Origin of the sequence: Rhodopseudomonas sp. P2A-2r (genome assembly GCF_026015985.1) — a bacterium.
Taxonomy (GTDB): domain Bacteria; phylum Pseudomonadota; class Alphaproteobacteria; order Rhizobiales; family Xanthobacteraceae; genus Tardiphaga.
This window is the reverse complement of the sequence record NZ_CP110389.1, coordinates 6,545,046-6,557,902: the sequence shown is the minus strand read 5'-3', so window position 1 is coordinate 6,557,902 and position 12,857 is coordinate 6,545,046. Positions and strand designations below refer to the sequence as shown.

The window sequence follows — 12,857 nt, the reverse complement described above, 5'->3', positions numbered from 1 at the left end:
CGCAGCTTCGCTGCGCGGGGGAGAGGAAGGAAGCGAATGCGATGACCACACCCACCACCAACAAGTTCCGCCCGGGCGCCAAGGAAGCTCCCACCGAGCCGTTCAAGCGCGCGGTGACGTCGTGCCTGCGCGCCATAGCCAAGTCGCCGGAACTCGAAGTCAGTTTCGCCGCCGAACGCCCCGGCCTGTCGCCGGGCAAGGCGCGGCTGCCCGAGCCCGCGCGAAAGATGAGCAAGCGCGACGCCGCCATCGTGCGCGGCCACGCCGACTCCATCGCGCTGAAGCTCGCCTGTCACGATCCCAAGGTGCATCGCAAGCTGATGCCCGGCAATCCGCAGGCGCGCGGCGTGTTCGAGGCGGTCGAGCAGGCCCGCGTCGAGGCGATCGGCTCGCGCCGCATGGCCGGCGTGGCCAAGAACCTCACCGCGATGCTCGACGATCACTTTCATCGCGGCAAGTTCGACGAGATCACCGATCGCGCCGACGCGCCGTTGTCCGACGCGCTGGCGATGCTGGTGCGCGAACGGCTGACCGGTCTCGCGCCGCCTGCTGCGGCCAAGAAGATGGTCGACCTGTGGCGCCCGATCCTCGAGGACAAGATCGGCGCCCGCCTCGACCAGCTCGGCGACCTCACCGAGAACCAGGCCAAATTCGGCGATGCCGTGCATGACCTGCTGTCGGCGCTGGAGCTCGGCGACGAGCGCAACGCCGAGGCCGACGACGACGACAGCCAGGACGAGAACGAAGAGGGCGAGAGCGATCAGTCCGGCGGCGAAGGTTCGCCGGATTCCGACGCCGCGCAGGAGATGAGCGCCGACCAGGCGCAGCAGACCTCGGACGAAATGTCCGAGAGCGCCATGGAAAGCGCGCAGGCCTCCACGTCGGATACGTTCGACGACGGCGAACTCGGCGACGACGAGACGCCGGGCGAGGCCACGCGACCGAATTCCCGCGGCCAGAACGAACCGCGCGGCCCGGAATATCACGCCTTCGCGCCGAAGTTCGATGAGGTCATCGCCGCCGAGGACCTGTGCGACCACGACGAACTGGAGCGGCTGCGCAGCTATCTCGACAAGCAGCTGGCGCATCTGCAGGGCGTCGTGGCACGGCTCGCCAACCGCCTGCAGCGCAAGCTGATGGCGCAGCAGAACCGTGCCTGGGAGTTCGATCTCGAGGAAGGCATTCTGGATCCCGCACGTCTCTCCCGTGTGGTGACCGATCCCCATCATCCCCTGTCGTTCATGCACGAGAAGGAAGCGACCTTTCGCGATACGGTCGTCACCCTGCTGCTCGACAATTCCGGCTCGATGCGCGGCCGCCCGATCACCGTGGCGGCGACCTGTGCCGACATTCTGGCGCGCACGCTGGAACGTTGCGGCGTCAAGGTGGAAATCCTGGGCTTCACCACGCGGGCGTGGAAGGGCGGGCAGGCGCGTGAAGCGTGGCTCGCCGCCGGCAAGCCGGCCAATCCCGGCCGCCTCAACGATCTCCGCCACATCATCTACAAGTCCGCCGACGCCCCGTGGCGCCGCGCGCGCAAAAATCTCGGCCTGATGATGCGCGAGGGGCTGCTGAAGGAGAACATCGACGGCGAGGCGCTCGACTGGGCGCACAAGCGCCTGCTCGGTCGCTCCGAGCAGCGCAAGATCCTGATGATGATCTCCGACGGTGCACCGGTCGACGACTCCACGCTGTCGGTCAATCCCGGCAACTATCTCGAGCGGCACCTTCGCTACGTCATCGAGGAGATCGAGACCCGTTCGCCGGTCGAACTGATCGCCATCGGCATCGGCCATGACGTGACGCGCTACTATCGCCGCGCCGTGACCATCGTCGACGCCGAAGAACTTGGCGGCGCCATCACCGAAAAGCTCGCGGAGCTGTTCAGCGAGACTGCGGGCGCCGCACCGACTCACGGCAGGCGCCGGCGCAAGTCGAACTAATAAGAATGAAAGTGTTCCGGCCGGTGCGCTCCCTCCTCCCTGCGCGAAGCGAAGCTTCGCCAGGTGGGGAGGGAGCCCATCAGCCGCCGTGTTTTTCTATCGGCAGCTGTCGCAACGACGCTCACCTCAACCATTGCACTCCCTCGCTCCGCCCATGCCCAGGACACGCCGGTCCCGCCCACCGCCCGTGCGCCGGAAGCCATCGAGGTCGTCGCCCGTCCAATCACCTCGTTCGATCCGCGCGATCGCAGCCATGTCAGGTTCGGATCGCTGCATTATCGCAGCGGTCTCGTGCTGACCTCGTCGTTCCGCGACTTCGGCGGCCTGTCGGCGTTGCGGCTCGACGCGGTGGGTGAGAAATTCGTCGCCATCAGCGACAAGGGCCACTGGTTCACCGGGCGAATCCAATATCGCGATGGCGCCATGGTCGACCTCGTGGATGTGGAATCCGCGCCCATGCTCGGTGTCGACGGCCAGCCGCTGGCGGCGCGGAAATGGTACGACACGGAGTCCCTCGCCTTCGACGGCGCCGCTGCCTATGTCGGCATCGAGCGCGTCAACCAGATCGTCAGGTTCGATTTCGGCCGCGACGGCATCCGCGCCCGGGGCACGCCGATCGCGCTGCCGCCCGGCATGCGCAAGCTGCCCAACAACCGGGGCCTTGAAGCCATGGTGGTGGTGGGCAAGGGCCTGCCGCTGGCCGGCACGCTAGTCGCGATGTCCGAGCGCAGCCTCGACGCCGACGGCAACATCGTCGGCTTCCTGATCGGCGGCAAGACCTATGAAAAGGCGCCGGGCAGCTTCGCGGTGCGCCGTTCGGATGGCTACGATATCAGCGATGCGGTGCTGCTGTCGTCCGGCGATCTTCTCGTGCTGGAACGCAAGTTCTCCTGGAGCGGCGGCGCGGGCGTGCGCATTCGCAGGCTGCCGCTCGCTGCGATCGTGCCCGGCGCCACCGTCGATGGGCCGGTGATCTTCGAGGCCGATCTCGGCTACGAGATCGACAATCTCGAGGGCATCGATGCCCATGTGACGGCCGACGGAGAGACCGTGCTGACACTGATCTCCGACGACAATTTCTCCATGCTGCAACGAACGCTGATCCTGCAGTTCGCGCTGGTGGAGTAGGGAGGCTTCCTCGCCCTCCCCTGAAGGCGGGGTGAGGATTACGCCGCCACGATCATCTTGCGGTGTGAGGCGATCAGCGCGCGGACTTCGGCGGCCGGTTTTGCGGGGCTGAACAGGTAGCCTTGCATCTCGGTGCAACCGAGCGTGCGCAGCAACTGCTTCTGCGCTTCGGTCTCGACGCCTTCCGCGGTGGTGGTCATGCGGCGCGAGCTGGCGATGTTGACCACCGCCTGCACGATGGCCGAGGAGCCGTCGGCCTCGGCGATGTCGGTGACGAAGCAGCGGTCGATCTTGATCTTGTCGAACGGGAAGCGCTGCAGATAGCTCAGGCTGGAATAGCCGGTGCCGAAATCGTCGAGCGCGATACGGACACCGAGCGCGCGCAGCCGGTGCAGGATGCCGAGCGCGACCTCGTCGTCGCGGATCAGCACGGCTTCGGTGATTTCCAGCTCAAGCCGCTCCGGCGCCAGCCCGGAGGTGACCAGCGCGGCCGCCACCTTGAGCGCCAGTAGATGGCTGCGGAACTGGACCGGCGAGACGTTGACCGCCAGCCGGATGTCGTCCGGCCAGCTCGCGGCTTCCATGCAGGCGGTGGTCAGCACCCATTCGCCGAGCTGGTTGATGACGCCGATGTCCTCGGCGACCGGAATGAATTCGGCCGGCGAGATCATGCCGCGCACCGGATGGCGCCAGCGCAGCAGTGCCTCGCAGCCGGTGATTGCGTCGTCGGCGAGCCGCAGCAGCGGCTGGTAGTAGATCTCGAATCCGCCCTTGATGAAGCCGCCGTCGGCGATGGCGTCGCGCAGGTCGTGCTCCAGGGTGCGGCGGGCCTGCACGCGGGCATCCATCGCCGGCTCGAAGAAGCGATAGGTGCGGCGACCGTCCGCCTTGGCGGCGTACATCGCCAAGTCGGCATTCTTCAGCAGCTGGTCGAGGTCGCTGCCGTCGCGCGGTGCCAGTGCGATGCCGATCGAGGCGTCGGTGAGCAGCCGGTGGCCGAGGCATTCGAACGGCTCGCGGATGGCCTCATAGATATGCGCCACCAGTGCAACGATGTCGCTCTGGTCCTTGACGTCGGTCTGCACGATGGCGAATTCGTCGCCGCCGAGCCGCGCCACCACGTCGCAGCTGCGCACGCATTCCCTCAGCCGTTCCGCCACCAGTTTCAGCAGCTCGTCGCCGACGGGATGGCCGAGCGAATCGTTGATGCCCTTGAACTCGTCGATGTCGATGTAGATCACCGCGCAGTTCTGGCCGCGCGCGACCCGCGTCAGTTCATGCGCGAGCTGGTCGCGGAACAGCGTCCGATTCGGCAGATCGGTCAGCGCGTCGTAATGCGCCAGATGGGCGATGCGTTCCTCGGTGCGGCGGCGTTCGGTGATGTCCTCGTGGGTGGCGACCCAGCCGCCGGAGGCGATCGGGTGGCCGAGGATCTGGATCGAGCGGCCGTCCGCGGTCTGCACGATGGCAAGCGTCTCGGTGTGCACCTTGCTCAGCACGCCATCGACATAGCTGTCGATGTCGCCGTGGAACGAGCCGGTCTCCTTGCGGTGTGCGATCACTTCCCGGAATGTGCAGCCCGGCTTGATGACGTCCGGCGACAGCCGGTACATGGTCATGTAACTCTGGTTGCAGATCACCACGCGGGCCTGGGCGTCGAACAGCAGCAGGCCCTGGGTCATGTTGTTGATGGCGGTATCGAGCCGCTGCTTCTCCAGCGTCAGTTGTGCCTGCGCGAAGCCGTGCTGCCGCGTCACCTGGCGAATGATCAGGACCAGCAGGCCGGCGATGATCAGCACGCACAGTGCCGCGGTGCTGGTCAGGAACCGGGTCTGGGCGCGCCAGTCGGCGAGCACGCCGTCAATGGTCGCCGTGGCCACCAGCACGATGGGGAAATCGCGCAGCAGGCGCACCGAGCTCAGCCGCTCGATGTCGTCCAGCGGATTCCGCACGCGCATGGTGGTGGGCGACTCGCTGCGATTGACGTGCTGCATCAGCGGATCGGAACTGTAATTTTGCCCGATCTGCTCTTCCGTGTGGGGATAGGACGCCAGCAGCGTACCGTCGCGGTGGTACATGGAGATTGCAGAATTCTCCCCGAGCGTCACCGAGGCGAAGAACTGCTCGAACTGCGGCGCCTCGACGTTGCGGGTGACGACGCCGAGGAATTCGCCGTGTGGCCCGGTGAGTTTGCGGGCGAACAGCGTCTTCCATCGCCCGGTCAGGCGGCTGAGCATCGGCTCGACGATTTCCTCGTCCGAGCCCGTCACGCTCGCCTTGAGTGTCTTGAAATAGCTGCGTTCGCTGAGGTCGGCTTCCGGCGCCGGCCAGGACGGCGTCCAGTTGATCAGCTGGCCGTCGGCGTCGACCAGGTTGAGTTCGCCGCTGAACGTGTTGCTGACCTTGGCGCGCAGCATCAGATGCGCGTCATAGCCGGTCATATGCTCTTTGAAATGCTGCGGCGAGGCGACGTCGTGACTGCGCAGGTCGGCGAGCAGGCCGCGCTGGATCCGCTGCAGGTCCTCGAACTGCTGGTCGAAGTGGCGCGTCAGCAGCATGAGCGTGTTTTCGAGCTCGCGCTTGCTGCTTTCCAGCGCACGGTCGCGGAACGTGCCCACGGTGACCGCGGTTCCGATGGCGATGGCGGCAATGGCGAATGCGCCGCTGAGGATCAGCCAGTGCACCGGGTTGCGACGCACCACGGCCTGCTCGGCGCCGCCCACCGAAGCGCCTGCACCACCGCCTTTGCGTCTCCACCAGTTTCTCATGGCATTCCCCTCGGGCACATGAGTACCCCGGAGAAATGGAGGCGGGGTTAGCAAGTCAGGTGAACGGCAGGTTAAGAACAACGTCTGATGATATTATTGTGGCCTGTTTGCCTTGGTTTAGGCCGCAGCGACCTACGCCGCTACCGCATTCGCGCGATGGTGCGCCATCAGTGCGCGCACCTCGGCGGCAGGTTTCGCGGGGCTGAACAGCCAGCCCTGAATCTCGGTGCAGCCGAGCGCGCGCAGCAGCTGCTTCTGCGCTTCGGTTTCGACGCCCTCCGCGGTGGTGGTCATGTTGCGCGACGCGGCGATGTTGACCACCGCCTGGACGATCGCCGGCGAGCCGTCGATCTCGGCGATGTCGGTGACGAAGCAGCGGTCGATCTTGATCTTGTCGAACGGGAAGCGCTGCAGATAGCTCAGCGATGAATAGCCGGTGCCGAAATCGTCCAGCGCGATGCGGACGCCGAGCGCGCGCAGCCGGTGCAGGATGTCGAGCGCTGCCTCGTCGTCGCGGATCAGCACGGCTTCCGTGATCTCCAGTTCCAGACGCTGCGGGCACAATCCGGACTGCGCCAGCGCCGCGGAGACCTTCAGCGCCAGAGACTGGCTGCGGAACTGGATAGGCGAGACGTTGACCGCGATCTTGATATCGTCGGGCCAGTTGGCCGCTTCCGCGCAGGCGGTGGCCAGCACCCATTCGCCGATCTCGTCGACGACGCCGATCTCCTCGGCGATCGGAATGAATTCGGCCGGGGAGATCATGCCGCGCACTGGATGGCGCCAGCGCAGCAGCGCCTCGCAGCCAGACACCGCGTCGTCGGCGAGCCGCAGCAGCGGCTGGTAATGGACTTCGAAGCCGCCCGCGACGAAGCTGCCGTCGGCGATCGCTTCGCGCAACTCCTGCTCGAGGGTGCGGCGCGCCTGGATGCTGGCGTCCATCCTCGGTTCGAAGAAGCGGTAGGTGCGGCGGCCATCTGCCTTGGCGCCGTACATCGCCAGATCGGCATTTCTCAACAGCTGGTCGATATCCGTGCCGTCCTGCGGCGCCAGCGCGATGCCGATGCTGGCGTCGGTGAGCAGGCGATGGCCGAGGCATTCGAACGGTTCGCGGATGGCTTCATGGATCCGTGCCACCAGCGCGACGGTCTCGTCGCGGTCGCCGAGGTCGGTCTGGACGATGGCGAATTCGTCGCCGCCGAGTCGCGCCACCACGCCCGGACTGCTCACGCAGCCCCGCAGCCGTTGCGCCACCGCCTGCAGCAGCGCGTCACCGACCGGGTGGCCGAGTGAATCGTTGATGCCCTTGAACTCGTCCATGTCGATGTAGATCACCGCGCAGTTCCGGTCGCGCGGCAGCCGCGTCAGTTCCTGGTCGAGCAGGTTGCGGAACAGCGTACGGTTCGGCAGATCGGTCAGCGCGTCGTAGTGGGCCAGATGCGCGATGCGGTCCTCGGCGTGGTGACGTTCGGTGATGTCCTCATGGGTGGCGACCCAGCCGCCGCCAGCGATCGAGCGGGGCAGGATCTGGATCACACGGCCGTCCAGCGTATCCGCCGTGATGGCGGTCGAGCTGTCGACGGCCAGGGTCATCTGTGAGCAATAGGCGTCGATATCGCCCTTGAGTGAACCGTTGGCATGGCGCACCGCCACCGCGTCGCGGAACAGCGACCCTGGCCTGACGGCGCCCGCTGACAGCCGGTACATGTCGAGATAGCTCTGGTTGACCACGACGACGCGGCTCTCTGCGTCGAACAGGATCAGTCCCTGGGTCATGTTGTTGACGGCGGTGTCGAGCCGCTGCTTCTCCAGCGTCAACTGCGCCCGCGAGGCACGGTGCTGCAGCCTGACCTGGCGGATGATCAGCGACAGCAGGCCCACCACGAGCAGCGCCGCGAGCGCCGCCGCGGTGATCGTCAGCCGGGTCTGCGCGCGCCAGTCCGCCAGCGCGCTGTCGATCGGCACGCTGGCCACCAGTGCCATCGGGAAGCCGCTGATCCGCCGGATCGAGGAGAGCCGCTCGCGTCCGTCGACCGGGCTGACACTGATCATCGTCGCCGGCTCGGGACTGGCCTTCATGTGCGCAAGCAAGGCGTCGGGCTTGGCCTTGTGCCCGACCATCTCGATGAGCTGCGGATAGCGCGCCAGCAGCGTGAAGTCCTGGTGCCACAACGCCAGCGTGGTACCCGTGCCGAGCGAGATGGAGGCGAAGAACGCCTCGAACTGCGCGGGTTCGATGCCCCGCGTCACCACGCCCAGGAAGTCACCGTTCGACGCCGACAGCCGGCGGGCGAACAGCGTCTTCCGAGTGCCGGTGGTGCGACTGAGTATCGGCTCGACAATCTCGTCGTCGGCTTCGGGCGGAGCGGCTTTCGCGCGCTGGAAATAGGTGCGGTCGGCGAAGTTGAACACCGGCGCCGGCCATGACGTCGACCAGCCGATCAGGTGGCCGTCGGCGTCGAGCACATTGATGCTGCCGGTGCCGGTGGTGCTCATCTTGGCCTTCAGCAACCGATGCGCCTCGGGACCGCTCATCCGCTCTCTGAAGTGCTCCGCCGAAACGATCCCGCCGGATTGCAGGAAGGCGGCGAGATCTTCCTCCGTGCGCTTGAGGTCGGAGAAGTCCTGCTGGAAATGGCGGGACAGCAGCAGCAGGGTGTTTTCGAGCTCACGCTGGCTCGATGCCAATGCGCGCGCGCGGAAACTGTCCACGGCCATCGTGGTGGCCAGGGCGATGGCCACGATGGCCACTGCGCCGGTGGCCAGCAGCCAGCCCACGGGATTGCGCCGTGTCAACGCGTTGCCAAGCTGCCGTTCCCGTATTCGGACATTCATCATCCGCCCTCTCTCGGCGCCGAGATTACCGATCAGTCATGGAGGCCTCGTTACCAGGCTCGGTAAACCAGCCGTTAAGGTTCGTTCAGAATGGTGCCCGGTGCGCGTGGGGCGAAAATAGCGAGATATGCCATCGGCTTAAGTCGGAAATCGGACGCTTGCGCGGCTGCCGCATCGCCGCGATGGCGCGCGATCAGCGCGCGAATCTCGGCGGCGGGCAGGGCGGCACCGAACAGCCAGCCTTGCATCTCGGTGCAGCCGAGCGTGCGTAGCAGCTGCTTCTGCGCTTCGGTCTCTACGCCCTCTGCGGTGGTGGTCATGTTGCGCGACGCGGCGATGTTGACCACCGCCTGCACGATTGCCGGCGAGCCATTGACCTCGGCGATGTCGGTGACGAAGCAGCGGTCGATCTTGATCTTGTCGAACGGAAACCGATGCAGGTAGCTCAGGCTGGAATAGCCGGTGCCGAAATCGTCCAGCGCGATCCTCACACCGAGCGCGCGCAGCCGGTGCAGCATGTCGAGCGCTGCCTCGTCGTCGGAGATCAGCACCGCCTCGGTGATTTCCAGCTCAAGCCGCTGCGGCCGGAGGCCGGACCGGTCGAGCACTGAGGCGACCTTGAGCGCCAGCGTCCGGCTGCGGAACTGGACCGGGGAGACGTTGACGGAAATCTTGATATCGTCGGGCCAGTTCGCCGCTTCCCGACAGGCGGTGTCGAGCACCCACTCGCCGATCTTGTCGATAACGCCGATCTCTTCGGCCACCGGAATGAACTCCGCGGGCGAGATCATCCCGCGCACCGGATGCCGCCAGCGCAGCAGCGCCTCGCAGCCGCTGATCGCGTCGTCGCTCAGCCGCAAAAGCGGCTGGTATTGGACTTCGAAGCCGCCTTTCGTCAGATTGCCGCCGGCGATCGCCTCGTGCAGTTCCTGCTCGAGGATGCGGCGGCCTTGGATGCGGGCGTCCATCTCCGGCTCGAAGAAGCGGTAGGTGCGACGGCCGTCGGCCTTGGCGCTGTACATCGCCAGGTCGGCATTCTTCAACAGCTGGTCGATATCAGCGCCGTCCTGGGGAGCCAGCGCGACGCCGATGCTGGCGTCGGTGAGCAGGCGATGGCCGAGGCATTCGAACGGCTCGCGGATGGATTCGTAGATCCGATTCACCAGCGCGATGGTCTCGTCGCGGTCGCCGAGGTCGGTCTGGACGATAGCGAATTCGTCGCCGCCGAGCCGCGCCACCACGTCGAAGCTGCGCACGCAGCCCTGCAGCCGTTGCGCCACCGCCTTCAGCAGCGCATCGCCCACGGGATGGCCGAGCGAATCGTTGATGCTCTTGAATTCGTCCATATCGATGTAGATCACGGCGCATTGCTTGCCGCGGGCCACCCAACCCAGTTCCTGGGTCAGCAATTCGTGGAACAGGGTGCGGTTGGGCAGATCGGTCAGCGTATCGTAGTGCGCCAGGTGCGCGATGCGTTCCTCGACGCGGTGCCGCTCGGTGATGTCCTCGTGGGTGGTGACCCAGCCGCCGCCTGCGATCGGCTGGCTGAGCACGTGGACCACGCGTCCATCGTGCAGGTCGACGGTGACAGCTCGCCTTTTCTTGAACTCCTCCACCAGGACGACGCATTTGGAGTCGACATCGCCTTCTTGAAAGACGCCATTGGTTTCGTGATGTCTGATGGCGTCGCGAAACGAGGTGCCGGGCGGGATCGCGTTGGCCGGCAGGTGATACATGTCGAGGTAGCTCTGGTTGACGACGACGGCGCGGGCGTCGGCGTCGAACATCAGCAGTCCTTGATTCATGTTGTTGATGGCGGTATCGAGCCGCTGCTTTTCCCGCGTCACCAGGGTCTGCGCGGCACGGTGTTGGCGTCGGATCTGACGAATGATCAGGAACAGCATCGAGACGATAATCAGCGCCGCGGCTGCTGCGGCCGAGATCATCAGTTTGGTCTGCTCGCGCCAGTCAGCCAAGGCGGCGTCGACGGGGATGCTGGCCATCAGTCCAAGCGGGAAACCGTTCAAACGCCGGATCGAGGTCAGGCGTTCCTGATGGTCAACCGCGCTGACGTTGATCGTTGTCAACGGTTCTGAGTTGGCCTTGAGGTGATCAAGGATGATCTGGTTTTTTACCTTGTAGCCGTCCAGGCCTTCCTTTTGCGGATAGCGGGCGAGCAGCGTGCCGTCTTCATGCCAGACCGCAAAGACTGAGTCCTTTCCAAGTGAAATCGAAGCAAGGAAATTCACGAACTGCCACGGCTGCATGGCACGGCTCACGACACCGAGGAACTCGCCATTCGGCCCGTTCAGACGGCGGGCGAACACAAGTCGCCAGTCGCCGGTGATGCGGCTCACGGTCCCCTGGACGAATTCTTCGTCGGAGCCGGGCAGGCTCTTTGTCAGCTCCTGGAAATAGCTCCGGTCGCTGACATTCAACTTCGGTGCGGGCCACGACGAGGTCCAGTTGAGGTACCAGCCATCGGCGCCGATCAGGTTGATGGTGCCGGTCGCCTTGCGGTTGATTTTTCCCTTCAGTGCCAAGTGTGTTTCGTAGCTTCCCATCTGCCGCGTGAAGTCGGCGGGCGAGTCGATGCCGGCGATCCGCATGGTCGCAGAAAGATCCTTCTCAATCCGCTCGAGGTCGGCGAACTCTTGTTCGTAGTGCCGGGTCAACAGGACCAGGGCGTTTTCCAACTCGCGCTGGTGCGATTGCATGGCGCGGTCGCGGAATGTGTCGATGGCGACGGCAGTGGAGCCTGCAATGATGGCGATCAGGATCGATCCGGTGATGACCAGCCAGCGCACCGAATTGCGACGGGTGAGTGGGTCGTCCGCCTGCTGTTTGACTTGCTGCGAAATCATGATCCGCCTCTGAAAAAGGCAAACCTATCGTCTCAATTGTGGAGAGGATCTTACCGATTTCGCAGTGCGGGATCGCGCAGAGGTAGTATAATGGCGAACGGTGTAAAAAAGTGAACGCCGTTCCTCGTATGTTCGTTTTCGTACATTGTTTGAGCATCGTTCAGGGTGGGGAGATTTCATCTCCGGCCGGTCGCCGGGGCCCGTATTCCGGCCGCGCGACACCCCCGATCTGGCCGGCCGGGCGGCATCGTGGTAGCGCTCGCGCCGGCGCAATGCGGGGCAGGACACCATGATCCAGGCGGTCATCTTTGATTTCGGCGGGGTGATCACCTCCTCGCCGTTCGAGGCCTTCGCCCGCTATGAGGCCGCGCACGGCCTGCCCGCCGACATCATCCGTCGCACCAATGCGGAAAACCATTTCGAGAACGCCTGGGCGCGGTTCGAACGTGCCGAGCTCGACATCGATGCCTTCGATGCGCTGTTCGCCCAGGAATCGGCAGCGCTCGGCGCCGAGGTGCGCGGCCGCGACGTGGTGGCGTTGCTGTCCGGCGAAATCCGGCCCGAGATGGTCGAGGCGCTGCGCCGCATCAAGGGCGCCTTCAAGACCGGCTGCATCACCAACAACCTGCCGGCCAATGCCATCGGCAGCGCCGGGGGCCGCTCGCTCTACGTGGCCGAGGTCATGACGCTGTTCGACCATGTCATCGAGTCCGCGAAAATCGGACTGCGCAAGCCGGATCCGAAGATCTACGCGATGATGACCGAAGCGCTGTCGGTCGATCCGCAGAACTGCATCTATCTCGACGACCTCGGCGTCAACCTGAAGCCGGCGCGCGCCATGGGCATGACCACTATCAAGGTGACCGATGCGGTGCAGGCGCTGAATGACCTGGAAGCCGCCACCGGCATGGCGCTGCGCTAGTCATGGACGACAGGTTCATCAAGCGGCTGCACAAGAAGGCCAGGAAGGGACGGCGCGGCTGGCCGATGGCCGCCATCGCCTGGTACGGCCCCGATGCCACCCGCGCCACCAAGGTCAATGTCAGCATCCTGCCGGCCTGGGATGCGCCGCCCACGACGATGCGCGCCTGGTCTGGCACCGAAGGCGACGTTCGGCACGACGGCGCCATTGCCGAGGCCGTGCTCGGCTTTATCGCCGAACACAACGCGCTGTCGGTCGGCATCGCGCCCAAGATCCTCGGCTGCCCGCACCAGCAGGGCATCGATTACGAGGGCGACTGGTGCCCGGATCCGGCCTGCGCCTACTGGCACGGCCGCGACCGCTGGACCGGGGAATTGGTGGAGTGATTGCCGGAGGC

Annotated in this window: 7 protein-coding genes; 4 read left to right on the top strand and 3 right to left on the bottom strand. The window is 65.4% G+C overall.

From position 1 onward, the window contains the following. The first annotated feature begins 41 nt into the window (after positions 1 to 41). Together cobT and ONR75_RS31480 are read left to right on the top strand one after the other, a co-directional pair. A complete protein-coding gene (gene cobT / locus ONR75_RS31485; RefSeq protein ID WP_265080699.1) occupies positions 42 to 1,943 on the top strand; it encodes a cobaltochelatase subunit CobT in 1,902 nt (633 codons plus the stop codon). A gap of 63 nt (positions 1,944 to 2,006) precedes the next feature. Beyond that, positions 2,007 to 3,071 carry an esterase-like activity of phytase family protein gene (locus ONR75_RS31480; protein WP_413776412.1) on the top strand — a complete coding sequence of 355 codons (1,065 nt, stop codon included), beginning with the start codon at positions 2,007 to 2,009 and terminating at the stop codon, positions 3,069 to 3,071. A 38-nt stretch (positions 3,072 to 3,109) separates the two neighbouring features. Here ONR75_RS31480 and ONR75_RS31475 read toward each other — a convergent pair whose 3' ends face one another. The 3 genes from ONR75_RS31475 to ONR75_RS31465 all read right to left on the bottom strand — a co-directional run bounded on the left by ONR75_RS31475 (position 3,110) and on the right by ONR75_RS31465 (position 11,538). Continuing rightward, positions 3,110 to 5,839, bottom strand: coding sequence for an EAL domain-containing protein (locus ONR75_RS31475; protein ID WP_265080698.1), 2,730 nt, complete (start codon positions 5,837 to 5,839; stop codon positions 3,110 to 3,112). A 132-nt stretch (positions 5,840 to 5,971) separates the two neighbouring features. Next, a complete protein-coding gene (locus ONR75_RS31470; RefSeq protein WP_265083869.1) occupies positions 5,972 to 8,674 on the bottom strand; it encodes an EAL domain-containing protein in 2,703 nt (900 codons plus the stop codon). A 74-nt stretch (positions 8,675 to 8,748) separates the two neighbouring features. Beyond that, positions 8,749 to 11,538: an EAL domain-containing protein gene (locus ONR75_RS31465; protein ID WP_265080697.1), complete on the bottom strand. Its 2,790-nt coding sequence runs from the start codon at positions 11,536 to 11,538 to the stop codon at positions 8,749 to 8,751. A gap of 289 nt (positions 11,539 to 11,827) precedes the next feature. Here ONR75_RS31465 and ONR75_RS31460 point away from each other — a divergent pair, with 289 nt between their 5' ends. Together ONR75_RS31460 and ONR75_RS31455 are read left to right on the top strand one after the other, a co-directional pair. Further along, complete coding sequence (locus ONR75_RS31460; RefSeq protein ID WP_265080696.1) at positions 11,828 to 12,460, top strand: HAD-IA family hydrolase; 633 nt, start codon at positions 11,828 to 11,830, stop codon at positions 12,458 to 12,460. A gap of 2 nt (positions 12,461 to 12,462) precedes the next feature. Then, entirely contained in the window at positions 12,463 to 12,846 is a 384-nt protein-coding gene (locus tag ONR75_RS31455; RefSeq protein ID WP_265080695.1) for a hypothetical protein, read from the top strand. Positions 12,847 to 12,857: the final 11 nt, after the last annotated feature.